The organism is Colwellia sp. RE-S-Sl-9 (assembly GCF_048296855.1).
Lineage (GTDB): Bacteria > Pseudomonadota > Gammaproteobacteria > Enterobacterales > Alteromonadaceae > Pseudocolwellia.
In genome coordinates this window covers 505,799-532,647 of the sequence record NZ_CP182631.1, presented here as the reverse complement: position 1 = coordinate 532,647, position 26,849 = coordinate 505,799, and the positions used below count along the sequence as shown (strand labels likewise).

General features: G+C 34.3%; 23 protein-coding genes and 1 riboswitch. Of the genes, 6 read left to right on the top strand and 17 right to left on the bottom strand.

Features of this window, described 5'->3' with window-relative positions; genetic code table 11:
- Window positions 1-939: 939 nt before the first annotated feature.
- The 5 genes from ACM9HF_RS02225 to ACM9HF_RS02205 all read right to left on the bottom strand — a co-directional run bounded on the left by ACM9HF_RS02225 (window position 940) and on the right by ACM9HF_RS02205 (window position 5,605).
- Window positions 940-1,614: a DUF3334 family protein gene (locus tag ACM9HF_RS02225; RefSeq protein ID WP_473614090.1), complete on the bottom strand. Its 675-nt coding sequence runs from the start codon at window positions 1,612-1,614 to the stop codon at window positions 940-942.
- 128 nt (window positions 1,615-1,742) lie between these two features.
- Window positions 1,743-2,393: a DUF2959 domain-containing protein gene (locus ACM9HF_RS02220; protein ID WP_473614089.1), complete on the bottom strand. Its 651-nt coding sequence runs from the start codon at window positions 2,391-2,393 to the stop codon at window positions 1,743-1,745.
- 130 nt (window positions 2,394-2,523) lie between these two features.
- Window positions 2,524-3,906, bottom strand: coding sequence for a hypothetical protein (locus tag ACM9HF_RS02215; RefSeq protein WP_473614088.1), 1,383 nt, complete (start codon window positions 3,904-3,906; stop codon window positions 2,524-2,526).
- A gap of 119 nt (window positions 3,907-4,025) precedes the next feature.
- Complete coding sequence (locus ACM9HF_RS02210; protein WP_473614087.1) at window positions 4,026-4,388, bottom strand: VOC family protein; 363 nt, start codon at window positions 4,386-4,388, stop codon at window positions 4,026-4,028.
- Between the two features lie 5 nt (window positions 4,389-4,393).
- On the bottom strand, window positions 4,394-5,605 hold the full coding sequence (locus ACM9HF_RS02205; protein ID WP_473614086.1) for an EAL and HDOD domain-containing protein: 1,212 nt from the start codon (window positions 5,603-5,605) through the stop codon (window positions 4,394-4,396).
- Between the two features lie 224 nt (window positions 5,606-5,829).
- Here ACM9HF_RS02205 and ACM9HF_RS02200 point away from each other — a divergent pair, with 224 nt between their 5' ends.
- Together ACM9HF_RS02200 and ACM9HF_RS02195 are read left to right on the top strand one after the other, a co-directional pair.
- Entirely contained in the window at window positions 5,830-6,183 is a 354-nt protein-coding gene (locus tag ACM9HF_RS02200) for a hypothetical protein (protein WP_473614085.1), read from the top strand.
- Complete coding sequence (locus ACM9HF_RS02195; RefSeq protein ID WP_473614084.1) at window positions 6,176-9,247, top strand: immune inhibitor A domain-containing protein; 3,072 nt, start codon at window positions 6,176-6,178, stop codon at window positions 9,245-9,247. The genes ACM9HF_RS02200 and ACM9HF_RS02195 overlap by 8 nt, the downstream gene beginning before the upstream one ends.
- 118 nt (window positions 9,248-9,365) lie before the next feature.
- Here the strand turns inward: ACM9HF_RS02195 and ydiJ are convergent, their stop codons facing one another.
- Window positions 9,366-12,440 carry a D-2-hydroxyglutarate dehydrogenase YdiJ gene (gene ydiJ, locus ACM9HF_RS02190; RefSeq protein WP_473614083.1) on the bottom strand — a complete coding sequence of 1,025 codons (3,075 nt, stop codon included), beginning with the start codon at window positions 12,438-12,440 and terminating at the stop codon, window positions 9,366-9,368.
- 250 nt (window positions 12,441-12,690) lie between these two features.
- On the opposite strand from ydiJ, the gene ACM9HF_RS02185 reads away from it, so the two are divergent.
- Window positions 12,691-13,746 carry a 3-deoxy-7-phosphoheptulonate synthase gene (locus ACM9HF_RS02185; RefSeq protein WP_473614082.1) on the top strand — a complete coding sequence of 352 codons (1,056 nt, stop codon included), beginning with the start codon at window positions 12,691-12,693 and terminating at the stop codon, window positions 13,744-13,746.
- 63 nt (window positions 13,747-13,809) lie between these two features.
- Here ACM9HF_RS02185 and ACM9HF_RS02180 read toward each other — a convergent pair whose 3' ends face one another.
- The 4 genes from ACM9HF_RS02180 to lysC form a co-directional block, all read right to left on the bottom strand.
- Entirely contained in the window at window positions 13,810-14,151 is a 342-nt protein-coding gene (locus tag ACM9HF_RS02180) for a hypothetical protein (protein ID WP_473614081.1), read from the bottom strand.
- A gap of 91 nt (window positions 14,152-14,242) precedes the next feature.
- A complete protein-coding gene (locus ACM9HF_RS02175; protein WP_473614080.1) occupies window positions 14,243-15,082 on the bottom strand; it encodes a sulfurtransferase in 840 nt (279 codons plus the stop codon).
- A gap of 341 nt (window positions 15,083-15,423) precedes the next feature.
- Complete coding sequence (locus tag ACM9HF_RS02170) at window positions 15,424-15,906, bottom strand: low molecular weight protein-tyrosine-phosphatase (protein WP_473614079.1); 483 nt, start codon at window positions 15,904-15,906, stop codon at window positions 15,424-15,426.
- A gap of 226 nt (window positions 15,907-16,132) precedes the next feature.
- Window positions 16,133-17,494 (bottom strand): lysine-sensitive aspartokinase 3, encoded by a 1,362-nt coding sequence (gene lysC / locus ACM9HF_RS02165; RefSeq protein WP_473614078.1) that lies wholly within the window; start codon window positions 17,492-17,494, stop codon window positions 16,133-16,135.
- Between the two features lie 156 nt (window positions 17,495-17,650).
- Window positions 17,651-17,823: riboswitch (Lysine riboswitch) on the bottom strand.
- Between the two features lie 204 nt (window positions 17,824-18,027).
- On the opposite strand from lysC, the gene ACM9HF_RS02160 reads away from it, so the two are divergent.
- Window positions 18,028-18,747 carry an ElyC/SanA/YdcF family protein gene (locus tag ACM9HF_RS02160; protein WP_473614077.1) on the top strand — a complete coding sequence of 240 codons (720 nt, stop codon included), beginning with the start codon at window positions 18,028-18,030 and terminating at the stop codon, window positions 18,745-18,747.
- A gap of 419 nt (window positions 18,748-19,166) precedes the next feature.
- Here the strand turns inward: ACM9HF_RS02160 and ACM9HF_RS02155 are convergent, their stop codons facing one another.
- Complete coding sequence (locus tag ACM9HF_RS02155) at window positions 19,167-19,940, bottom strand: Nif3-like dinuclear metal center hexameric protein (RefSeq protein WP_473614076.1); 774 nt, start codon at window positions 19,938-19,940, stop codon at window positions 19,167-19,169.
- A 32-nt stretch (window positions 19,941-19,972) separates the two neighbouring features.
- Window positions 19,973-20,728, bottom strand: a complete 756-nt coding sequence (locus tag ACM9HF_RS02150; RefSeq protein WP_473614075.1) for a class I SAM-dependent methyltransferase — start codon at window positions 20,726-20,728, stop codon at window positions 19,973-19,975.
- A 114-nt stretch (window positions 20,729-20,842) separates the two neighbouring features.
- On the opposite strand from ACM9HF_RS02150, the gene gloB reads away from it, so the two are divergent.
- Together gloB and ACM9HF_RS02140 are read left to right on the top strand one after the other, a co-directional pair.
- Complete coding sequence (gene gloB, locus ACM9HF_RS02145; protein ID WP_473614074.1) at window positions 20,843-21,652, top strand: hydroxyacylglutathione hydrolase; 810 nt, start codon at window positions 20,843-20,845, stop codon at window positions 21,650-21,652.
- 72 nt (window positions 21,653-21,724) lie between these two features.
- A complete protein-coding gene (locus ACM9HF_RS02140; RefSeq protein WP_473614073.1) occupies window positions 21,725-23,308 on the top strand; it encodes a LysM peptidoglycan-binding domain-containing protein in 1,584 nt (527 codons plus the stop codon).
- Between the two features lie 358 nt (window positions 23,309-23,666).
- Here the strand turns inward: ACM9HF_RS02140 and ACM9HF_RS02135 are convergent, their stop codons facing one another.
- The 5 genes from ACM9HF_RS02135 to ACM9HF_RS02115 form a co-directional block, all read right to left on the bottom strand.
- Complete coding sequence (locus ACM9HF_RS02135; protein WP_473614072.1) at window positions 23,667-24,611, bottom strand: AgmX/PglI C-terminal domain-containing protein; 945 nt, start codon at window positions 24,609-24,611, stop codon at window positions 23,667-23,669.
- Window positions 24,611-25,144, bottom strand: coding sequence for an ExbD/TolR family protein (locus tag ACM9HF_RS02130; protein ID WP_473614071.1), 534 nt, complete (start codon window positions 25,142-25,144; stop codon window positions 24,611-24,613). Before ACM9HF_RS02130 ends, ACM9HF_RS02135 begins: the two co-directional genes overlap by 1 nt.
- Window positions 25,141-25,707 carry a biopolymer transporter ExbD gene (locus ACM9HF_RS02125; protein WP_473614070.1) on the bottom strand — a complete coding sequence of 189 codons (567 nt, stop codon included), beginning with the start codon at window positions 25,705-25,707 and terminating at the stop codon, window positions 25,141-25,143. Before ACM9HF_RS02125 ends, ACM9HF_RS02130 begins: the two co-directional genes overlap by 4 nt.
- 4 nt (window positions 25,708-25,711) lie before the next feature.
- Complete coding sequence (locus tag ACM9HF_RS02120; RefSeq protein ID WP_473614069.1) at window positions 25,712-26,371, bottom strand: MotA/TolQ/ExbB proton channel family protein; 660 nt, start codon at window positions 26,369-26,371, stop codon at window positions 25,712-25,714.
- 99 nt (window positions 26,372-26,470) lie between these two features.
- Complete coding sequence (locus ACM9HF_RS02115) at window positions 26,471-26,848, bottom strand: hypothetical protein (protein WP_473614068.1); 378 nt, start codon at window positions 26,846-26,848, stop codon at window positions 26,471-26,473.
- Between the last annotated feature and the right edge of the window lies 1 nt (window position 26,849).

Below are 26,849 nucleotides of genomic sequence, written 5' to 3'. Positions count from 1 at the left end.
AGCATTAGAAAAATCGACAATTAATTGGAAGTAACAGGAGCACTACAGTCTAATTAACAACAATAGTTAACTACAGTGGACACGAGGTTTTATTCAAGAGGTTTATTGTTTTGAACTTCTCTGATTTTTCCTCTGTGGCACATCTCTGTGATTAAAAATATTTTATCTTTTCAGAAGTTACTATCAGCCAATTACACGAATTACCCTGATTAAAAATAACTAACCACAGAGAACACTGAGGGGCTTCGCCCTACACCGAGAAGAGATTTTTTATTTTATATAATTCGTGAAATTAGCGTAATTCGTTGACAATATTTTTAAAACATCAACAAAGTATTTTAACCTTCTCTGTGTGTGCGAAGCACAACTCCGTGTTCTCGGTGGTAAAAAAGAGCTATCTTTTCATAAATAACGACCAGCTAATTACACGAATTCCCCTAATTAAAAACAACTAACCACAGAGAGCACTGAGGGCCTAAGTCCTACACCGAGAATAGATCGGTAAAGAAAGTTTTTATTGCTCTGAATAACTCGTGAAATTAGCGTAATTCGTTGACAATATTTTTATAACAACAAAGTGTTTTGAACTTCTCTGTGTGTGCGAAGCACAACTCCGTGTTCTCAGTGGTAAAAAAGAGCTATCTTTTCATAAATAACGACCAGCCAATTACACGAATTACCCTAATTAAAAACAACTAACCACAGAGGGCACTAAGGGCCTAAGTCCTACACCGAGATAAGATCAGTAAAGAAAGTTTTGATTGCTCTGAATAACTCGTGAAATTAGCGTAATTCGTTGACAATATTTTTAAAACAACAACAACAAAGTGTTTTGAACTTCTCTGTGTTGTGCGAAGCACAACTCCGTGTTCTCGGTGGTAAAATGTTTTTCAGTCAGCAACTCCCCTAATTTTAAACAATAAGGAGGTTGTACTGATGTTAAAACCCCAACTCAGCCATAAAGCTATCATCTGCTGAATCAACAATATCAACTTTTTTGATTGTATTTTGTTCTTGTGACAACGCTATAATATCGTCTGGATCTACTTCTTCTTCCAGTTCAAAATCATGTAACTTAATAAACTCCGTTTTATCCATTGCTAACTCAAGGTAAAAAATATTATTGTTTTTCGTCGTAAAAGTAACACGGTAAGCTTGTGGCTTATCCATCACCGTATCAACTGAAAGATTAACAGATTTACTAATAACCAACATTTTAGGCTGGCTTTGAGTAATATTTGTTTGAAGCTCGCTGCGCACTTTACTAGTGAAACCGCCAACGATTTGATTCATCAACTCACCTAAAACATTAGCAACATCGTCAGATAAATGAGACTTGGAAATTTCTGATTCAGGCATTCCCATATTTGTCATGTAATCTTTATAAACTTCTACCGCTGCTGCGGCTGTAAAATTATTAACAACAATACCGTTAAATCCACCATCGAATAAAACAAAACAACCAACATCAGGTCTTAAACAAGTACGACTGATTTTTTGTACCATACCTGAATATGTGATTTTATTTCCCGTCGCCGTAGAGAGAATATTTGATACTGATTGACATAACATAACCAGAACATCTTCAGTGTTTATCGTTTTATTTTTTCTCACTTTTATATTCCTCAAGAAATATTGATTTAATCGACTATAACAGTTTCGCAACCTAAATCATTAATTTATATTTAAAAAAAAGCATTAATCAACGATTAATGCTTTTTGAAATACCAGAAAAATAAATATTAATTATCTTGTAAAAGGTCAATAAACTTCTGAGATTGGCTGATAGATTTACTCATTTCATCTACAAGTATCGCTACGTCTTTTTGTAGTGTTTTGTATTCGCCTTGCAATGCGCCTATAGCTCGTGCATTTAAATTATGTTTTAAATAAAGAGTATTATCCTTAAGGGTAGCTAAAACAGGATCCATTTTACTTTTAGCTTTATACATAGACTTAATTAAAGCGTTATATTGGCGTTGCGTGCTTTTTAATTTAGCTTGGCTCTGTCTTTTTAGACTCGCGCTACTGTATTGTTCAATTTCATTTTGCCATTCATCAAATAGTGCTTCTGACACGCTTTCTATCGATTCAATTTTACCTGTAACTTCTTCAGCCGCCGCTTTACTTGCTTCATACTGTTCTTCCGTTATTTCATATTGTTCAGCTAAGTCACCACCATCAAATGAAATAAGTGTAGAGAGTTGTTCAAGTGCTGATTTAAATTGCTCTTGTGCCTCTTGCTGTGCAGTTTGAGCGCCTTCAACTCTATCAAGCATAATATCACGTTTATGCACACCCACTTTTTCCATTGCAGAGTAATATGCAGATTGGCAAGCAGTTAAGCTAATAAATAAAAATGCTAAACCGATATATTTATATAATGTTTTCATTGAAGTTGCCTAATTCTCTGTTTATTGATGCATAAATATCAAGATTATAACTTTATTTAGACATTATAATGTTAATTTTTTGTAAATTACCAGTCTAAAAACGTGAAACTAACGATCGCAGTGCTAATAATTACTTTATTTCCGAAAGACTTCCTTCAGTTCCAACGGTTTCAATATTAATAATTTTTGAACGGTTCATCGTGATCTTAATTCGTTGCAAGTAACGCTGCTTATTATTTTTTTGTACTAATACCATATTGAGTTGGTATCGCTTTTCTACCCCTTCACTTGATACCTTGTTACCTTCAAAACTATATAATCGCCCTTCCCCTCTTCGTAAATATCGAACAAAAGGAGTTAAATTAAAAATAATTTGATTTTGTATTTCTTCATAACCTGGTAAAAAAGCTTTAACGGTAACTTTTGAGTCGCACTTAAAATGTAAAAGATGTGCATCGAGCTTGTTTTGTTGCCTTCTTTTTTGAAATAGCTCATCTACATCTTTAGGAAGATCGGTATTCTTTATATATTCAAGCCACACCGTTTGAATCGATACTTTAGCTTTAGTTAAACTATTTGAAAAAGTGTGCCTCCATTTAGGTCGACCTCTTTGTATCATTCGCCAAATTGCACTGGTGATTTCGTCTTTAAATGTTTCTCGAACACCATAAATAAAACCTAAAAACGCAATAAGTACAACAGTGACTTCGGTAAAGGCAGTACGAGCGCTCAGCACTATATACATAACAAATGCCATAATAATGGCCGTTACAGAGCCCCGTACTAAACGTTTAAGGTTTACGTTTAAATGGGTTGTTTTTTTAGAAAACACAACACCGTATTCACCTAAGCGTTGCAACAACTGCATTTTATTAGTAATTCTATTTGGATCTTCCAGTGTTACCGTAGAATTATATTTTTTATCAATTCTATAATTAGACTCATTTTTACAGAGTTCAAATAGTTTATTTTTCTGCTCTAAATGCTCTGTAGATTTTGGACTTTTAGATAATAACCTTAAAAAAGACTGCTCTGTTTTCCAGCTTAAAAAGTTGTCAATGTTCTCAAAGTAAGAACTTAATTTTGTGTCTGGTGGTGTATATCGTCTTAATTTTTTAAGTAATGACTCTGTTTGTTTGGCAACATCAATAGCTCTTTCATAAAATTCATCAACATCAGTAATTTTAAGGGTATGTTTTATATCTGTTTCTATTGCAACACGCAGTTGATATGAAAAAAGATTTAAATTACTACGATAATCACTTTGCTCACCCTTTTGTTGACTGACAAATCTACTACGTACTAAAGGTAGATGTAAATTTTCAGAAAAGTAAGCACTGTTAAATGAAAGACTACTATAAAAAAACTGCTCTTCGGTTAATGTACTTGCGCTAATACCCATTTCTTCTGGAATTGAAATGTATAAATCTAGTTGTTGAAACTCTTGAGGAAGTAATCTAAAGCTAGTTTTTATCGAAAGATTCTCATCTTGAGATAATTTAATTTTTTTCAAATAATATTCCTTTTGATTGTTTGAATGAAAAAAATATAAGTGTTTTGAATTTTAAAAATAATTAAGAGGTTGTAGAAATCACACTTTATATTAATGCTATGTCAAATATAAAAGGCGATCTAATCCATACAAAAGAAACAAAGCTTGTTTCCGTCAATATCTCTTACATAAGCAGCAGGACCTTTTGAGCGAGGTCCTGGTAATCCTTCTGACGTTCCTCCCAGCTTAATCGCTAGATCGTGAAATTCAGCAATTTGTGGTACCGAATCCATCATAAAGCCTAACATAGCGCCATTTCCTGGCGTTGCTAGCTTTTCGTCAAAAGGTTCTGCGATACCAAAAAGAAAACCATCACCTCTGTAAACAACAATTCTACCGTCTGGTATCCATTTTTCAATATTTACAGATTCAAATAAAGCATCATAAAACTCAACGGCTTTACTCATGTTATTTGTACCAATAGTGGTGTACATCATTTTCATATAAATTAACTTGCCAGCTGCTGACACCATAAACTTGCATCAATAAACTCTTGATGTAGTGTTTCGCTGTTTAACTCATACGCGTTCATTTGCTCAACAATATCAACATCTTGCCCGGTAATATAATGCATAGTGAAATCAAGTAATTCCCCTAAAACACCTGAACGATTAATTAATGCGTCTTCAATAGGTTTAGCTAGCGGCATGGTTTTAACAATATCGCTAATAGGCATACCAAGTAAGACTTCGATTGAACTTAATAACCCTGTTATAAATGCATAATCACGTACTGAAGCAAATTTACTATGAGACGCAATAGATGCCATTAACTTACCTGTAATTAACGCTTGCTTAGATATTTCATCTGTTTTGTCGGTGGTTAATTTAGATAAAGCAAGTATTGCTACAAATTGTTTAAGTTTTTCTTCACCCAAGTATGCTGTAGCTTGCTTAAGTGAGGTGATTTCAACCCGAGTCCCTGTAGCAACGTTGTTTACCATTTTAAGTAAACTAACACTAAGGTTTACATCATGGCTGATAATATCGGCTATGCGCTCGTAAACTAATGGTGAATTAAAGGTCTCACTCATTAATTCAAGCATTTGAGTTTTAATAGGTGTTAATGCTTTACCTTCAATAATTTCAGGCTCGTGATAAAAGAAACCTTGGTAATAATCAAACCCCACTTCAACTAATGACAAATATTGAAATCTTGTTTCAACTCGCTCAGCAGAAATTTTTATATTAAAAGGTTTTAAGCGTTTAACAACAGCAGGTAACTGCTTAGGATTTACCTTGTCTAAATTTACTTTTAATAAATAAAGATACGGAAACAAAGCATCCCATTGTTCGCTTAAATTGTACTCTGTTAACGCTATTTTGTAGCCTTTATCAAAATAATATTTAATAATCTTTATGAGTCTGTCTGTAATTTTTTCATGGCCAACAAGTTCTATTACAATAGAGCTCTTATCAAACATTAATGGATACTTGTTAATTAAACTTTTTTCGGTAAAGTTAATATAAGCAGGTTTACCTAAACTTATAGCACTAATACTGCCATGAATATGATTTTGAATAATTAATTTAGATGTAGCTACATCTTGATCTATTTCAGGAAACTTATTATCTGGACTATCCCTGAACAATAATTCATATCCAATAGTTTTTGATTGTCGATTAAAGATTGCTTGTCGAGCTATATAAGTACTTTGCATGGCATCTAAAAATAGAAATAATATGAATAGGTTTATTCTATAGCTAAATGACTAACATTAACAATGTATTACTTAAATTTAGCTTAAAGCCTATTAAATCGTAACTTTACTTACAAATAAGCTTAAAATAAATATTATAATAAAACATTCAATTAATAACGCTGAATATTGATTATGCAATTATAATAAATGTTTAGTTATCGCTTTTTACATTAAGGAACAATATGAAGACACGGATTATAAAACCATTGATATATATATCATTTTCAATAAGTGCTATGGCTTGTCAAAATCAACAAACTAATAGTATTGAAGATACTCAAGAAAGCACAAGTGAGGCTTCAACTCTTCCCTCACTTACTAGTCCTTGTAAAAATTTCACTGCTCCACCAATTAAAGACAAAAGTAAAATTAAAGATATGTTATTTAAAGAAGGTAAAATAAATAATAGTATGACTGATGAAGAAATAACTCAGTATGTTAATGACTTTATTAAAAAGAAATCAAGTAAGTCGTGCAAACCTTCGTCGAAACAGGCAACTTTGACTCCCCTATTAGAGAAAACTCATTATGCATAAAATTTTTAAAATCTCCCTTTTAACCAGCATCGTTATATCGAGTAATTTCTCTTATGCTGAAACAATACCTAAAATTGTTACACCGACAGATCTTGGTGTAATTAATAAAGAAAGAATTGTTTATTGGTTAGAAAAACGAGGCATATTATTTTCAAATGCTACAGAAATAGAAAAACAAGAAGCGGTTAATCTTTATCTGTCAAAAAGAGCACCAGCAAATGATAGCTTTAACCGATTAAACAAACAAATATTGGGTCAACATCAAGCAACCCTTGATGCTATGTCAAATACTTCAGCATCAAAATCAAAAAATCAATTATCAAAAATCAATAGCCCTAACTTTGCCTCAGCCGATGTAAAAAACACGGTAAAAGTACTCGCTATTATGATTGATTTTCAAGACTTGAAGCATGATAACCATGGTTTAAGTGCTGGCGATACAGATATGTTTTACAATGAGTACCCTAAATCTCATTATGAAGATTTATTGTTTTCAGCTACAGGTTATAACGGCCCTTCTGATCAAAATTTACAGTCTGCCTATCAATATTATCAGCATGAATCAGGCGAAAGCCTTTCGTTTACAGGTAACACTTATGGCTGGATAACAGCAGATAACAATGCAAAATATTATGGTGCGAATAATAACGATGAAAATGATAGTAATGTAGGTGAACTCGTTATTGAAGCCGTAACTAAAGCGATAACACAGAACCAAATAGATTTAAGCGATTACGACAAAACGGATTACTTTGATATCGATAACGATGGCATCATTAACGAACCAGACGGTATTGTAGATCATTTAATGATATTTCATTCAAGTATTGGTGAAGAATCTGGCGGAGGAAATTTAGGTTCAGACGCTATTTGGTCGCATCGATTTTTTGTATTTGATGACAACAACCAACCTATAAATGTTGAAGGCTCAACCACTAAAATATTTGGTTATACCATAACACCAATAGATTCCTCTATTGGTGTAGTAGTGCATGAATTTGGACATGATCTAGGTGTACCTGACGAATACGATACAGGTAACGATGATATTGGTGCTCCCGTTCAAGCATGGTCTGTTATGGGGAGTGGTAGCTGGTTAGGAAGCCCTAGAGGATCGCAACCGGTATCCTTTAGCCCTTATGCTAGAGAATATTTTCAAACACGATATGAAGGAAATTGGATCAACCAACAAAATATCACGTTAACAGATTCATTAAACGAAACATTAACAATAAATAGCGCGACCAACCACAGTGGTGGAGTTAATCAAATAAAGATTAACTTACCTAATATTCCTGAAGATTTTGGCCAACCTTTTTCTGGTACTTACCAATATTATTCCGATAAAGGTGATGAATTAAATAATACCTTAAGGTTCAACGCCTCAATTTCTGGTAGCAACCCAGTATTAAGTATGAAAGCTAGATGGGATATAGAGCAAGATTACGATTACATTCTTGTGAAAGTAAATAATCAGGTACTTGTAGGAAATCATACAAAGGCTACTAACGAATATCACCCACAAGTAAAAAACTTTATTAGTGGTGAATCAACTAACCTCACTGGCTCATCATTACCGTTAGGTTGGGTTGATTTAACCTTTAACTTATCAAGTTTTAGTAATCAAAATGTCAATATTGAAATTGAGTATGTGACTGATGAGTCTACATCAGGCTATGGATTTGTAACCGATGATATTAAAATAACCTCTAGTACTGGCACCTTATTTAATAATGGTGCTGAAACCCTCTCTCCAGTGACGTTAAATGGCTTTAGCAGAATAACCGATAAAATAGATGGAGCTGAGCATTACTACTATGTTCAATTACGTAACCATAGCGTAACCGATTCAGCATTACCTGAGTTAGATTACGACCCAGGCGTTTTACTTTGGTATAGAAATGAAGGTGTTGAAGATAACAACATAAGTCAACATATAGGTGAAGTATTTATTGGCGTAGTTGACGCAGACCAAAACTTAATAAAACGTAATAACTCAATAATGTCCACTGAAAAACAATTACGTGATGCCGCTTTTAGTTTATACACGCAAAGCGTATCGAATTTCGATACTTCATTAACGAATAACGCTATTTTTAATGATCGAAACAACTACGCTTCACCACTTCAACCTGAATCAGGTATCAAACTCCCTACGTTAGGTTTAAATATGGAAGTTATTACGCAAGCATCTAACAGTTCAACAGCCTCTATTTTATTAACAAAAAATGAGGTGAGTAGCTTAGTAAAAACACAAAACGGATTAACTGTTAGCCTTTCAGTTACAGACGATGAAGTAACCAATAGCAGTAGTTTTATTTGGGAGATGGGCGATGGTACTCAATTAACGGGAAGTTCCATTAACCACACTTATCAAAATGCGGGCACTTATAATGTTGAGGTGTCTTATTCAACCGACAGTGGCGAAAAACAATTATCAAAATCAATTACCGTTGCTGAACCCATACAAGGTGACATCAACTTATCAGCTAGTAATACGCAGTTGAATTATAGTGCCACACTAACGGGTGGCCAAGGCAGCTTTACTTATCGTTGGGACTTTGGTGATAGCGAAGGTGTTTCAACCTTGGTTTCTGATGTTTATAACTACAAGAATTCTGGCGCATATACTGTCTCGTTAACGGTAACAGATGAAACAGGTGAATCGTTTGTTTTCAGTAAAAGTATTACGATAGACAATCCCTTGATTTCTTCGTTTACATCAACCAAAAATAATTTAATCGCAAGCTTTACGAGTAATGTGACAGGAGGAAGCAAACCCTACACTTACTTATGGGATTTTGGTGATAACCAAACAGATACTTCAGCAACACCTAGCCATACTTATGCTGCTGCCGGTACTTATACGGTGAATTTAACGATAACAGATGCTGATGATCAAACACAAACTGTGAGCAATAACATAACTGTTAGTGCTGCAACAACCGTAACGAATAATCAAAATCAAAGCAACTCAAGTAGCGACTCAGGTGGTTCGATGGGTTGGTTTATGTTTATAATTATTGGTTTGTTAGGCTGGAGAAAGCAGAAAATAAATAAATAATAATTCTTGTATCTATTTAACTACAAATTCCACCTCAAATAAAAAGGTCAGATAAAATTTTATCTGACCTTTTTGTTTTATTATTTTTAACCTTTAAAATCAATAACTTGATAAAAAATTATAACAACTCAGCTAACACTTGCGCAGGATGTCGCGCTTTTAAATCAGCAAATCGTTTAGTTTGGCTTCTACATGAAAACCCAGTTGCCACAATTTGTTGTGCGTTTAAACGCTCTAACTTAGGCTCCCAGCTTGATTTAAATAATGTTTTAGACTTTTCTAAATTCACTTTTTCATGACCATATGTACCAGCCATACCACAACAACCTACACTCTCTTTTTGTAAAGACAAGCCTAACTCATTAAATATAGTTATCCACTGTGCTTCACTTTTAGGTAAAGCTGTTTTTTCTGTGCAATGTGAGAACAACTTATATTCTATTGGAGAGGCAAGTTGAAATTTACTTTTAATAACATCTAGCTTTGGCAGTAACCATTCATGGGCTAACATAACATTAAACTCACCACGATCTTCACCTAAAACTTGTTTGTACTCATCTCTATAACAAAGAACTAAAGAAGCATCTAAACCAATCATAGGTAAATTAAGAGCATGTATTTTATTTAAGAACTCTGCAGCATTTTTAGCTGTTTTAGCAAAACGCGCTAAAAAGCCTTTTACGTGCTGTGCTTTACCGTTCGGTTTAAACGGCAACAATACCGGTTTAAATCCACATTTTTTTGCTAACAACATCATAGACTCAACCGTTTTAGCATCATAAAACGACGTGAATGGATCTTGTACTATCAATATATATTGTTGTTTTTCTTCTTCGGTTAATGCTTCTAACTTTTCTAAATCGAACGCTTCAAATAATCCATTATTAACATGAGTATTAACACTATCATCAAGCGTTGGTACTGATAACAATGGCGTGTTTACATAGCCAATTGTTGCACTTGAAAACGCGTCATAAATTTTAGTACCTAAAACACTGTTAACTAACTTTGGTGCCTTAGCTAATAATGGCGTAATAACTTCTACGTTTGCGACTAAGTGATCTTTCAAAGGGCGGAAATAACGCGTGTGGTATAAGTTAACAAAACGCGCTTTAAAGTCAGGAACATCTACTTTGATCGGACATTGGCTAGCACATGCTTTACATGCTAAACAGCCTGACATAGCTTCCATCACTTCATGAGAAAAATCGTTTTTATATTCACTAGAGAAACGACTTTTCATTTTAAATAATGTTTGGTCAAGTAGTTGTTTTACTGACCAGCCATTAACGTCTTTCTCTAATTGTAGAATATCTACTCCCCTATGCTCTAGTAAGCGTAGCCACTCGCGCATTAGACCAGCTCTACCTTTCGGCGAATGTCTACGGTCACGCGTTACTTTACTTGAAGGACACATAGGGCTGTCGGCATCGTAGTTAAAACATAATCCGTTACCATTACAATCTAATGCTGACTGAAATGACTCTTTAACTTTTACCGGAATTTGTCTGTCATAAAAACCACGCTTAATTGCATCAACCGAGACTAACTCTTCAGTAGATTCAATAGGTGTACAAATTTTACCTGGATTCATTTTATTAAATGGGTCAAAAACACTTTTTATTTTACGCAACTCTAAAAACAGTGCTTCACCAAAAAATTCTGGTCCGTATTCACTACGGTAACCTCTGCCATGCTCGCCCCACATTAAACCGCCATATTTTGCTGTTAATGCGACAACTTTATCTGATATTTCTCTGAGCAAAACTTCTTGTTCTGGATCGCACATATCAAGCGCTGGGCGTACATGCAAAACCCCTGCATCTACATGACCAAACATTCCATATTGTAAATCATAACTGTCTAATAATGCTCTGAATTCGCCAATATAGTCAGCTAAATTTTCTGGTGGTACTGCCGTATCTTCAGCAAAAGCGAGTGGTTTTTGAATACCTTTAGTATTACCTAATAAACCTACAGATTTTTTACGCATAGCGTACATTTTATTAATACTGGCTAAGTCACTTGTAACTTGGTAACCAATAATCCCGCCAATATTGTTTGCAATATCGTGGTCGAGTCGAGTTGTTAATTCCGCAACCTGATCAGCTAAGCCTTCAACAGTAATTCCATTGTATTCAACTACGTTAAGACCATCCATCACCTTACCTTCAACATCAGTAATTAAGTCACTTACTGAATGCCAAATAATATCTTGTTTAGCAAGATTAAGGACTTTACTGTCAATGGTTTCAACAGATGTGGCTTTTGCTTCAACTAATGCAGGTGAATGCCTTAACGCTGAATCAAAGCTATCGTATTTTATGTTGATTAACGTTTTAGCTTTTAATATAGGTGTTAGGTTTAGTTTCGCTTCGCATACAAATGCTAATGAACCTTCAGAGCCTGTAATTATTCTACTTAAATCAACTTGCGTTAAGTCATCATTAAACACATGCTCTAAATCATATCCTGTTAAAAAACGATTTAAACGTGGAAATTTTTCAATAATTTGTTCACGGTTATCTTTGCAAGATGAAAGAATTTGCTTAAGAATTTTACCTAAACTTGTTTCTTGTTTAGAAAGCTCTACAGCTTCATCCATGCTCATAGGTGATGTTTTTAAAAAATCACCATTCGCTAAAATAGACTCCAACCCTAAAACATGATCAGAGGTTTTCCCGTATACCAAAGAACCTTGTCCTGAAGCATCCGTATTAACCATGCCCCCAATAGTTGCACGGTTACTTGTAGATAAGTCAGGAGAGAAAAAGAAACCAAATGGACGTAAGTAATCGTTAAGTTGATCTTTAACTACGCCTGCTTCAACTTTAACCCAATTTTCTTTTATGTTGATTTCTAAAATACGATTCATGTATTTAGATAAATCAACTACTATACCCGGTGTTAAACTTTGTCCATTAGTGCCTGTGCCACCACCTCTTGCGCTAAATTTAATGTTATTAAATTTTTCTTCATTAGCGAGTTGAGTAATTATTTGAATATCGAATTTATTACGTGGATTTAACACTAATTGCGGTAATTGTTGATATACGCTGTTATCTGTTGCAACAGATAAACGAGCGCTATATTGACAACTAATATCGCCTTGATAGGGCTTAGTTTGTAATAAACGGGCAAATTCTTGATATAGCGGAGCTACGACTTCGAGGTGATCAATCCTAGGTAACATGTAATTATTATATTTCAGCAACGTTTAAGATGTTTGCTAGTATATCACGCCATAATTAATAAATGATGATCACAAACCTAAATCATTCAAAATTTTTTACTTATAAAGTGTATGTTAATAAATGTGTACTTTGAATGCGTTTTATAAAAATAATAATTACGCTAATCATTAACTAACATGCTTTTTACCTGTACAATTTATTCATAATATTTACCGATCAACTTTGAGTACAACTCTTTTAGAAATGCCCATGACAATTAAAACTGATGAATTACGTACAACCCTTATTGATAACTTAGTTTCTCCAGCAGAGTTAGCTAATCAAATTCCTCTTGATCAAGAAACCGCTGATTTTATTATCGAAAGTAGAAAAAACATTGAAAGCATCATAACCGGTGAAGACGACAGACTACTTCTTGTTATTGGTCCTTGTTCAATTCATGACACCGAAGCCGCTATTGATTACGCAAAAAAACTTAAAGTATTAAGTAATAAGCATAAAAACGAGCTGTTAATTGTAATGCGTGTTTATTTTGAAAAACCTAGAACAACCGTAGGTTGGAAAGGTTTAATAAGTGATCCTAATTTAGATAAATCATTCAACGTAGCCAAAGGGTTAAACCTTGCGCGTAATTTGTTAATGGACATTAATAGATTAGGTTTATCTGCCGGTACTGAGTTTTTAGATATGGTAACCGGACAATATATTTCTGATTTGATCAGTTGGGGAGCTATTGGTGCACGTACAACAGAAAGCCAAGTTCACCGAGAATTGGCTTCAGCTCTTTCATGTCCAGTAGGTTTTAAAAATGGAACTGACGGTAATATTCAAATAGCTTTAGATGCCATTAAAGCTTCAAGTGTACCTCATGTTTTATATTCACCAGACAAAAGTGGCCAAATGTGTATCTATCAAACACATGGTAACCCGCACGCTCATGTAATTTTACGTGGTGGCAAAACTCCGAATTACCATGAAGAAGATATAAAAAAAACGCGTGAATCATTAGAAAAAGCGAGTATTCAGACCAAATTAATGGTGGATTGTAGTCATGGAAATAGCTACAAAGATCATAAAAAACAGATAGATGTTGCAAATTCAATTGCAGATCAAATTAAAAACGGTGAAACATCTATATTTGGTTTAATGGTAGAAAGCTTTTTAGTTGAAGGTAATCAAAAAGTTGAATCAATTGACTCGTTAACCTACGGACAAAGTATTACCGATGCTTGTGTAAACTTAACGGAAAGTGAAGAAATACTTAACGTGCTAGCCAACGCAGTAAAAGTTGCACGCGCTAAATAGTTTTTATTTCTTTATTTTATTCAGCTTTAAACGTTTTTTTAAAGCTGAATAATAAAATATTCTCTATTTTAAATGACTAACAGCTTTCCCCAATCGATACGCATCTATTATTCCTATCAACCAAATAATGCCTAATCCATACATATAAAAACTAAAACCAGTCATATTTTCAAGTTCGGCATCTATGTGATGCCTTATTTCAATAACATCGAGTGGTATGTGCCCAGCAGTAATTTGGTCAGCTAAGCTTTGTGCCACCTGAATAATATCGCTGAATAAAAAAAGTAAAGGTAGAGTAAAAGCACATGCAATCACAACACACGTTATGCGTTTATCTAAAATGAAATGACCTGCACCAGGATATACAAGTGCTGAAAGTAAAACGGCTTTTAAGGTAATATTCAAAACAATGTCCTTGTTCTAATAATCAAAACGACTTTATAAATTTATTAAATGATTATTTTTTAATGAGATACATTTCATTAGTGGATGGGAATTACTCTTTTGAAATGGGGAGTGAATCATCAGCGCCCCACTCCGCCCAAGAGCCTGCATATAAACGTACATCATCAAACCCAACAATATAAGCAGCAACAAGAACAATACTCGCTGTAACACCTGTTCCGCACGAAAATATCAATGAAATTTTACTGCCACATATACTTTCAAATACCGCTTTTAATTCTTCAATACTTTTATATTCTATTGAATTAAGAACATCAACAAAAGGTAAATTAACTGAGTTGGGAATATGTCCTGACCTAACACCAGGACGTGGTTCAGGTTCTATACCCATAAAGCGCCCTTTTGAACGTACATCAATAACTAAAGCTGTTTCTGAAGTTATGTTATTAAGTACATCATGACTAGTAACCAATAACTGAGGATTATAATTAGGTTCGATTATTTCATCTATTGGTTTTAAAGCTTCGACATGGCGATCTTCAGTTAAATAGCCATCTTGAATCCACTTGGGTAAACCGCCATTTAAAATAAAAACATGCTCAAAACCAAACGACTTAAAAACCCACCAAGCTCTAGGTGAAGAATATATTCCCTGATTATCGTAAAGCACTAAAGTACTTTGCTTTGTAAAACCTATTTTTTTCGCAAGTTGTTGAATATCTTCTTTTAAAGGAAAAGCGTGTATAGCTTGTGATCGTAAATTAGATAATGCTTCAATACTCACTTTGTAGCTGTTAGGAATAGTGATTAATTCATCATACGTAATAGGCTCTTTACCTATAACGGTTACCACACTTACGTCTAATATATATAAATCTTTTTTATGGATATTCGTGTTTAACCAATGTGAAGAAACAAGTGGATTATTCATATATTTTCACCATTACTTATGTGCTAATTAATAGGTTTATACTAAGTGAATTAATAGGTTTATACTAAGTGAATTAATAGCGAAATGTATACGAATAAAAGTCAATAAATCTCATGTTTTACATTGTACGTTGTTATGAAAAGTATACATAAGATTTATATTTTGAAAGGAATTAGAGCGTGTTGACCTTTGCTGCATCTTTTTGCAACAGCTAGTTTGGTAATTATGCAGGCTTCGCTGACGAAAATAGAATACTAAAAACTATCAGGGTAATGGTATAAATTAAAAAAGGTACAAATAATTAATTATGCACCTTTATGCTTATTGATAAATAAAAGAGCTTACTTTAGTTTAGCTAACAGACCATCACTAGCGTCTTCAACTAAATCTATAACAAACTGAAAACCTTTTGCGCCACCATAGTAAGGATCTGGTACTTCAGATTCTTCATGATTATTAGCGTAATCAAGAAAGAGTTGAATTTTATAATGTAGATGTTCAGGTGCTATTTTTTTGAGGTTTTTAACATTGTCGCTATCCATAGCAAGTACAAGATCGAAAGTATCAAAATCTTTCTCTACAACTTTACGTGCTTTAATTTTGTCGAAAGAATAACCTCGAGCCATGCCTGCTTTTTGAGCGCGATGATCCGGTTTTTCTCTTGCATGAGATCCAATCGTTCCTGCTGAATCAACTAAAATAGATAAACCCGCTTGATTAGCTTTATATCTGAAAACAGCTTCAGCACTCGGTGAGCGACAAATATTGCCCATACACACAAAAAGTATTGAGTTAATATTTTTTAAATCGCTGTTTTCTAACATATTTCACCTATAATGAAGTTAATGACCACCTAAAAAGTTAGCCGATATAGTACGTACTATAATCATTGTTCAATATTTTTAAAACAATAATTTAATACTTTATTAACAAAAACTTCATTTATAGCCATAATCTTAAAATAATAACAATTAGGCATTCTAAAATATGCAATTTAAGCATATCTGGAGTCATACCAAACAAATGCATCTATTTAGTATGACCATCCTATTATGATAAAGGAAAAAGTCTGCGGTGTAAGGTTTCAACCACTTTATTAGCTTCGCTTTCTGGTACTAAGAAACACAAATTGTGTGCACTTGCTCCTTGGCAAATCATTCGAATATTTACACCGTCAACAGCATCAAAAATAACATTACCTATACCGCTTGTGGTATGAATATTATTACCAATAACAGCCACTAATGATAAACCATGTTCAACTTTTACTTCACAAAGTTGCTCTAAATCTTCAACAACCGCTTTGGTAATAACCGCTTGTGTAGAACCAGCTGGATTATCAAAGGTTAGTGCAATACTAATTTCACTTGTGGTAATAAGGTCTACACTCAGTTCATGCTTGGCTAAAATAGTAAATACTTTTGCTAAAAATCCACTTGCATGAAGCATTTCAGGACTTTTAACGGTAACTAGAGTTTGTTCTCGTCTTAAAGCAATTGAACGATATGTAGGTGCAGAGTCAACCGCTTTTTGAATACGTGTACCACCTTGTTCAGGCGCTTTACTACTACCTACAAAAACAGGAATGTTTTGTCTCATGGCAGGAATTAACGTGGCAGGATGCAAAATTTTAGCACCAAAGGTTGCCATTTCTGCAGCTTCACCAAAACTGATTTCTTTAATCGCTCGCGCTTGATCAGTAATACGAGGATCTGTTGTGAAAATGCCTACAACATCGGTCCAAATAGCTAAATCGTTAGCATTTAATGCTTCAGCTAAAAGCGCAGCGCTGTAATCAGATCCACCTCTACCCAAAGTTGTTGTTTGCCCAGCTTCATTTTGACCAATAAATCCTTGTGTCACAATGACATTGCTTTCAAGTTCAGGAAGTAGCACTTGCGTGGTATTTGTTTTTAATGCATCAAGATCAACCACCGCTTTACCAAATAAACTATTTGTTTTCATTATTTGGCGAACATCAAACGCTTTACCGTTTACACCTATGGTTTGTAATACTTCTGCAAATATAATTGAGCTAAGTTGCTCACCATATGAAAGGATAGCGTCGGCAATACGTAAACTATGATTTAATGATTGTTCTTTTGCGTGCTGAGTAAGTTCAGCCAGTAACTGCTCTACTCTTTCATTTAACTCAAGCTCTTTACTTAAATGTTGAGTAATATTGAATTGAATTGCTTTTATTTTATTAACAATGTCTAGTTGTTCGTCTTGTGAAATTTGAGGCTGACTTAAACGCACCAAATAATTCGTTACACCTGAGCTTGCTGAAACAACCACAACTTTATTAGCTGCGTCACTTTTAATTATATTTGCGCATCTAAGCATTGCATCAAAATCAGCAACACTTGTTCCACCAAATTTCGATACAGTTAAGTTTTTTACAGTAGACATTATAAACTCGCTCTTATTGAATGAGATAATTGAATAGAATTTGTTTGTGAGATATTTAACATTAAAGTCTCCCTAAATACGTTTAGTAAACGTTTAAAAAATAAGGAAGAGCATGACTGATTGGATTAGTGTGCAGATGAACTTATAACTAAACATTCAGCCAGAAGCTCTCCACCAACATGGTGACAGCCCTAAGGATTCAACCCTAGCGACCGAATATTATGTGCCATTAACAGTAATATTCTCGGCGGTAGTCCCCCTCAATAATAATCATCGGAATATTGGCTTCCTCATATTATTTACCTGGCTATCGCACCTCTTCTGGTATTAAAAAATACTAATAAAGAATTAGTAGCATTTAACGATGCGTATTAGACACTAAATACAAAAGCAATGCAATAGCCTTTTAGATGGCTATTTGAAAAAATCGAAAGAATAATGTTTTACTAATCGTTATACTCAACTAAACGTATTAATTTAATTAAATATTCATGGATTTATTCTTTATCAAAAAACTTTTAGGTATTTTATTAATGCCTATTAATATCGTACTTATCTTATTGTTCATTGCTATTTTATTATTTAAATATCATCAAAAACTTAGCCGTGGTGTTCTCATATTAGGTTTTATAGTGTTGTTGATAGCTTCTACACCCTTTATTTCAAATAGCTTTATCAAGCCGATAGAAAACCAATATAAAACCTTTAATAAACAAGATGCGACCTTAGACTACATCGTCATTTTAGGGTGTGGTCATACAACCAATAATGAATTACCTGCTTTAACTCAACTACAAACATGCTCATTACAACGACTGATAGAAGCGTTTAGGGTTTTTCAATTACATCCAGAATCAACAATTATAACCTCAGGTTATGGTGGGGGTGATGTAAAATCGAATGCTGTAAAAGTTAAAGATGCTGCTATATCGTTAGGAATACCTGAAGCTAAAATAATCACGCAGCCTTCACCTAAAGATACCGAAGAAGAAGCCATATTAATTGCTCCACTATTAATTAATAAAAAATTCGCGTTGGTGACAAATGCTAACCATATGCCAAGAGCTGTGCAGTATTTTATCAACCAAAACACTACCCCTATTCCTGCTCCAACAGGATATTTTTATAAAGGCAGCAATGATAATTTTCTTGAAAAACTACCCCAATCTACTGCATTAAATCAAACATCTGTTGTTTGGTATGAAAGACTTGGACAATTTGTACAATGGCTTAAAACTGATAACAATGATTGATTATTTTTAGGAATATACCCGTTGCCAATCAAGATGCGTATTTCAGAGCACTTGAGCGATATCAATTCAAGGCAATGCTTTTTAATAATGGTCGTTCCCTTATAAAAAGCATTAACGAAGAAGTGATTTTGCTCAAGCGCTTCTCAGATGGGTCTAAAAACAATTTATGGGGCTTATTAACTTTAGTCAGGTTCCTACATGGATGTAGGACATTAGGGTAACGCAGGAGCAGTTACCGAGAATAACCATGACGTAAATTTAATGCCTTGCATACATGAATGTACTTAGATTTCGTTTGGAACGTGAAATCTGTGCCTAAATTGTTTTTAGTTCCCACTGAAACCTGCATCTTGAATGGTAACGGGTATAATAGGCCAGTCCTGTTAATAGAGCTGACCGCGGATATCTTTTATACGACTTTAAGCGGGATTGTCGATGTCAATAAATACAACCTCTACACCTAGCTCGGCTTGTAAGTGCTCGCCTAAAGCTTTTGCTCCATAACGCTCAGTTGCATGATGACCAGCCGCAAAAAAGTGAATGTCCATTTCATGTGCTACATGAGTTGTTTGTTCTGATACTTCACCAGAAATAAATGCATCAATGCCCTGCTCTGCGGCTAATTCAATATAGTTTTGACCACCACCTGAGCACCACGCAACCGTTTTAATTGGCTTATTTGAAGGTGGCTGAATATGCAAACATTCGCGGCTTAAGGTATCAGAAATTAGTGTCTGAAGGGCTTCACCCGTTTTTTCTTCAGTAAATTCCCCTTGAACAGCAACACTGTAATCATTACCAATTTCTAAAGGACCTGTAATGGTTATGCCAAATAGCTTAGCGAGTTGTGCGTTATTACCTAAAGTAGGATGAATATCTAAGGGCAAATGGTAAGCGAATAAGTTAATGTCATTCATTAGAAGTGACTTAATACGCTTATGTTTCATACCTCGAATAACATAAGACTCGTTTTTCCAAAAATAGCCATGATGCACTAAAATTGCATCAGCACCTACGCTAATAGCTTCATCTATCAGTGCTTGTGTTGCGGTAACTCCCGTAACAATTTTGCCGATATTTTCAGAGCCTTGTACTTGTAAACCATTCGGGCAAAAATCTCTAATTTTTTCAGGTTTAAGTAAGTTTGATAAGTATTGTTCTAATGTTGAACTGGAAATAGTTTTAAATGTCATAGTCTATTTAAATATTATTGAATGAAAAAAACCTAAGTTTTATTAGGTGTTTTATGGCTAGAACTCATGCCTGTAACTTTAACAGGTGAAAACTTTGGACGTAACTTCCACTTCGGCTTAATAGGCGTTAATGGCAATACACGTTTTTTAGCTACTATAACGTAAACAGAACCTAATTGAGGCAAAAATTTATTTGCAAATTGTTGCCAATAAGAAAAAAACTTACCTTTTCCCATAGTACTTGCAAGTGATGAGTGTAATAAATGTTCATCAGTTAAAATTTCATAGCCCATTAAATGTAACCAGTCTTTCACTCGCATAGATGAAAAAAAACGTTCATTCCAAGGAGACTTTTGTCGTCTGTATGGAATAAAGCTGTTTAGACCCGCTAAACTAAATGGATTAAAACCTGTTATCACTAAATACCCGTTAGGAATTAATACACGATTCGCTTCACGAACAACATGATGAGGGTCACCTGTAAACTCTAAAACATGACTCAATAAGCAAACATCAACGCTATGCTCTAAAAAAGGTAAATCGTCAATATCAGAAATCACAGATGCATCGGGCGATCTTTCATCTATAGTTATCTGATGCTTAATAGATGATTGACTACAATCAACTTCCCCGCTTAGCGCCCCTATTTTAAGTAAATGGTACCCAAAAAATTTTGGTGTCCATCGAGCTAAAATTTGATTAATTTCACCAAGAATAATTTCGCCATTAGGTAATTGCTCCCAACCTTTTGGGTAACGTTGCTTTCTAAAAGCTAAAGCAGGTTTCATATACCTAATTTCCTTAAATAAATTTGTGAAGAATAAAAACGTTGATATCGTATTTTACACAGAAAGCTTATAATAACCGTATTACAGAAATTATATATTAAAAATAAGTCTAAAATGAATTCAACACAACCTAGCTCACTTCTTTATGTGAAAGCAATTAAGGCTTTTACCGATAACTATATTTGGTGCATTCATTCAAATACAGGAAATCATATTGTAATAGTTGACCCTGGCGATGCAGACGTTTGTATTAAATACATACAAGATAACAAACTTCAGCTAGCCACTATTCTTATTACTCACCGACACAGTGATCACGTTGGCGGTGTTGAAAAGCTCGTTAAGTACTGTAACGATAATAACTGGCCTATTACCGTATATGGCCCTACAAAAGAAGCAATACAATACAGTAACATTCAAGTCAAAAATGCAGATTGTATTTATCTAGAAACCTTAGCGACAGAATGTCGTGTGCTTGATATTCCAGGGCATACCTTAGGGCATATAGCTTATTTAATAGAAGATAATTTATTTTGTGGTGACACGTTATTTTCTGCGGGTTGTGGCCGAATATTTGACGGTACAAGTGAACAACTCTTTAATTCCTTAAAAACCCTATCTGCTTTACCTGAAAAAACACAAGTCTATTGTGCACATGAATACACTTTAGCTAACTTAGCTTTTTCACTTACGGTAGATCCAAGTAATGAAGAACTAGTGAATTATTATAACTATGTAAAAACATTACGCGATAAAAATCAAAGCAGTATTCCTACTTCTATTTGTACCGAGAAAAAAATAAATCCCTTTTTACGATGTTTTGATAAACACATAAAAGACAGTGTTGAAACTTATTGTAATGCAACTTTAACAAGTGAATTAGACGTTTTTACTCAATTAAGAAGTTGGAAAAATGAGTTTTAACTTTAGACTCTTTCTTGAATTAGTATTTTAAATAAGTAACACTTACGCCACATTTAACGAATAGAACTTTTCATGAAGTATATTTCTCTCTCATTAGCATTATCGATAGCACTTGTTGGTTGTCAAAGCACGCCATTTTCTCAACAAGCAAAACAAACAAATAATCCTAACCTAAATCCTGAAAATGCCGCTAAACCGTCTGATATTCACCGATTACTCGTATTGGGTATTCAAGAAGAAAAAGAGCTCTCTTCGCAAAAGACTCCTGACGGTGCACCGATAGAATATGCCAATGTGTGGGAGCGTATTAAAAGTAATCTCGTACTAGATATTCCTATTCATGAAAATGTGATCAGGCATAGGAACACCTATTTAAAACACCCTAATGCATTAAACAATTTATTAAAACGTTCAGAGCCTTTTCTTTACTACATTATTGAGAAATTAGAAGAAAATAACATCCCACTTGAGGTTGCCCTATTACCTTTAGTAGAAAGCGCATTTAACCCTCATGCACGTTCAAGTGTTGATGCTTCGGGGTTATGGCAATTTGTTCCTGCAACAGGTAAACAATTTGGTTTAAAACAAAATTGGTGGTACGACGGCAGGCGTGATGTTATTGCATCAACAGACAGTGCAGTTGAATACTTAAAATACTTACATAAGTTTTTTGATGGCGATTGGATGCTTGCCCTAGCGGCGTATAACTCGGGAGAAGGTCGTGTACAGCGCGCAATGAAGAAAAATGCCCGTAAAAATAGACCTACACACTATTGGGAATTAGAACTCCCCAAAGAAACACGAGATTATGTTCCTAAGCTTTTAGCCGTTATTGATATTATTCAACACGCTCAAGAATATAAGATTGACCTTTACCCTATAGCAAATGCCCCCGTAGTAAGTACCGTTAACGTTAAGTCACAAATTGACTTATCAGTTGCCGCTCATTTAGCTAATTTACCCTTACAAAAGTTTCAAGAATTAAACCCAGGCTTTAATCAATGGGCAACAGATCCTAATCATTCAGCAAGTTTTCTTTTACCTAATGAAAACATTGCTAGTTTTAACGAAAAGTTAGCTAAACTTCCTAAAAAAGATCACATGGTTTGGCAGCGTTATCAAATAAAACAAGGTGACAGCTTAGGAAAAATCGCCCATAAATTTCATTTAGACATTGATTCAATTAGAACCATCAACAAATTATCAGGTAATAATATACGAGCAGGTAAACATTTATTAATTCCTGTTGCCTCAAAAAATGGTGCTGAAAATCAACAATATATATTACCTGAGCAACTACAACTTACAGAAAACAAACCAACTGAAACAAAACAGATTCATGTAGTGAGTTCGGGTGATACTTTATGGGATATAAGTAAAGCTTATAAAGTTCGTACTAAAGACATCGCAAAATGGAATGGTATTTCAACTAAATCGACCTTAAAGTTAGGTCAAAAACTTATTGTTTGGAATACAACAGCAACACCAAAACCGAAAAGTATTACCTACAAAGTAAGACGTGGTGACTCTTTTGCTCGTATCGCAAACAAGTTCAATGTATCGATTAAGAACATTGAAAAATGGAATAATCTAACCAGAAAAGAATATTTACAACCGGGACAAAAATTAAAAATAGACGTAAGCAGTAACGGTTAATCTTTAACGGGTATAAACTTTATACCCGTTATCATTCAAGCCAATAAGGATCGTGGTTGGCATTATTTATTTCCGTCATCTCGTTTAAGTATTGATCATGAATCAAACTTACTCAGACGACACCACATTGATGAAATCTCATTATGCAAAGCCGTTAAAGCAACTTCCTCCAAGTAAATATTGAAAAAACGTAACTTACATACATTGCCTTCGCCTACACACTTATTACAACGTGGCGCAGACATACTCACAGTACTGGAGCAATTAGGCCATAAGATATTCGTACCAAATAAGCTTAAAATTTAGTCCACCTTAAACCTGAACAATCATAAACTCAGGTTAAACAACCAATAAAAAACTAACGCGGTAAAAATTCAATAGCCCAAATGGTACTCATTACATTTACGTCTTCTTCACCAAAATCTATTGATTTTAAAATACTCATTAAACGTCTCTCTAGTGCTTTGTCCTCAAGTTCGCTTGATTGTATTACTACTTTACTCACTGTGCCGTTTGCTTGAATCTCGATTTCAAAAAGTACCTTACCTTTTAAGAAAGGATTTTTACGTAAAGCACGATTGTAAAGTGAATATAAGCGTGATTTGTTGGCTTCAAGCGTTTGTCGTAATTTCATTTCTGAACGTATACTCGCAAGGTTTTCACTACTTTCTTCTTCACTTTCAATTGTGTCTGCTAATATTTCTTCTTCAGCTAAATGAACTGTTTGTGTATTGCGGGGACTCAGTGCATCACTTGCTACGGTTTTAGTTACTTGTGCTGAAGCAATGTTTTTACTTTGTTCGTTCGCTTTAGCTGCAAGTAACTTTCGTTTTACTTTTTCAGCTTCTGTTGATTTGCTTTTTACTAAAACACTAGATTTAGGTGCTACAACAAACGCATCTCTTAATGAGAAAAGATCGTCTTTCATTGCAGCAAGCCCTGTAGTTTTAGCTTTTTCTTTAGCGACTTCACGTTGAGTTTTAGCTTTTTCTACAGGAACTTCTTCTTTTTCAACTTCTGGCTCAGGTTCTTTTTCTTCAATAGCCACAGGAGGTGTAATTTCCTTTTCTTTCATCTCTAGCAATACACGTGTTAATTGTACCGGCACTTGTTCTTTTATTTCTCGCTGTACTTCAATACGATCCATAAACGGAACAATAATTCCAAAAATCAAATACAAACTCAGTAATACAATAAGCACTTTAGTAAATAAAGTATCTTGTTTATTGTCGGTAAACAGTTCGGCGTTGTCACTAAATACAGCGTTCGAGGAATCGTTATAAGAAAGTGTTACGTTAAGCATTAAACACCTCCCTGTTTAGATGATGTGTGTTCAACCGCCAACGACATATTTCTATAATCAGCATCAGCACATATTGCCATAATGTGTTTTAACAAATCATATTCAATCGTGGCGTCACCAATAATGGTAACCGCTCTGCCATTAAGTATTTCTTTTTCAGACAATTCAGTACGCTTACTTGTTTGATAAACCAACTCAGTTTTTAATGCTTTTGATAAATCATCAATTTCATTATCAGACAAACCTGTATCAGTTGTAGAAAGTTGTTGTTGCCAAATTAAACGCCCTTGCACTAACACTGAATCTTTTAATACTGAAATAACAATATTTTCAAAAGGTAGTTGCTCTGCAATCGATACGGGGAGTGTTAACTCTTTTGTATTTTGTAATACGCGCACCTCAGACTGATTAACCATTAAAAAGAAGACTAAAATGGTAAAAATATCCATGAGTGCAACTAAGTTTAACTTACTACTCTGCCCTAATCGTTTATGGTGTCGTGCTTTACGTTTTGATCGAAGTGATTGTTTCAAGAGTCACCTCCTGCAACACTCGATTCAACTTGTTCAATGTCATCAATAGGGGCATCACCTAAAGAAATATTAGGAAATAACTCAGCATTAACTAAATTGGCTGCTACAACGGCTTTAAATGAACGAACTGTATCCATTGCCGTTACAATACTTTGGTAGTTAACATCAGGCGATAATAAAATAACAATATCGCTTTTTTCTATGTTTTTTTGTTGAAAAGTTAGTTTTAAATCTTGTAAAAAAGAGGATAACGCAACGAAGTTATAACGAGTCGTTTGCCCTTCATCGGTAGATAAATCAAAAGTTTTAAGTAAAACTCCCGCAGGATAATTTAAATATAAACTATCTTTTGTGATCACCAACTCTAACTGTTTTTCTTCTTCACTTTGTTCTTGCTCAGGCGATTCACCTGCTGCAGATACCGGTAGCTGTAGATTTAAAATACGTACTTGTGAAAACACTAAACTCAACAGTAGTACAGGCACTAATACAATCATCAAATTCATGAAAGAGGTAATATCTAGTTCAGCTTCTTCACCTCTGTGACGTCTTAAGCGTCTCATAAGCTTAACCTCGGTCTGAGTTTGATTCTGTAAACTTTGTATACGAAAGCGAGTTTAATAATTTACGGCCTACCATTTCTAAAGAATCAACAATATTCGTTGTTTTAGTTTGTAAACTCGAATGAAATAAAATTAAAGGAATAGCAGTAATTAGCCCAAAAGCTGTTGTGTTCATGGCTACTGAAATACTTGATGATAATAGGTTAGCTTTATCAGCAGGATCTGCTGTTGCAACTGCAGAGAATGCCGCGATAAGCCCCATAATAGTTCCTAACAAACCGAGAAGTGTAGCTATATTCGCTAATGTAGCTAAAAATGGTGTACGTTTTTCTAAACGTAACATGTGTTCCATTAAGGCATCTTCCATTGCGCTTTCAATATCTTCACGGCGTTTAGTCTGAGTAAGACGCGAAGCACCTGAATACAATACATCGGCTACAGACGCTTTACTTGATTTAGTCACATTTATAATTTCTTGAACATCACCTTTCATTAAATGCGGTTGTATTAACTTCATGGCTTTTTTATTAGCGCTTAACGTGGTTGTTAAATAAAACCAACGCTCAATCGTTATAGCTAAACCTATTACTAATACCAAAGCTATAGGGTATATAAAGCTACCTCCATCTTGTAAAAAAGTAATAATAGTATCAAAAAAATTCATGGTGTTTCCTTTATTGTGTTCAATGTTATATACCTTAAATATCATGCTGATTGGCATGTAATGATTTAAAGTCAGTTCTTAATAACGCGAGTAACGCGTTTAATTTTTATAGTATTGGTGTAATTTATTTTTAAAGGTTTTAGGTGTGACAGGTATAGGTTTAGGTAAAGATACTTGTAACGATTGCCCTTCAATATTTATTGCCTTTTCATTCGCTTGCCATGGCGTAATGTAAATAACGTTAGGTTGCTCTTGCGAACCCTGTACTAAGGTTTCAATCACATACGTTGAGTTATTCGTCTTACTTTTTACTGTATCTTTAGTTTGAACTGTTTGAGCCTGCTTTACCGATTCAACTGCTTGGCTCTCTTCGTTATATGCAAAAGATAAAAAACTTAACGATATACATAATCCCCCCATTGATAACATCCATATAAAGCGTGGAAAGTTACTGTTTAACTTATTTATAAGGTTCATA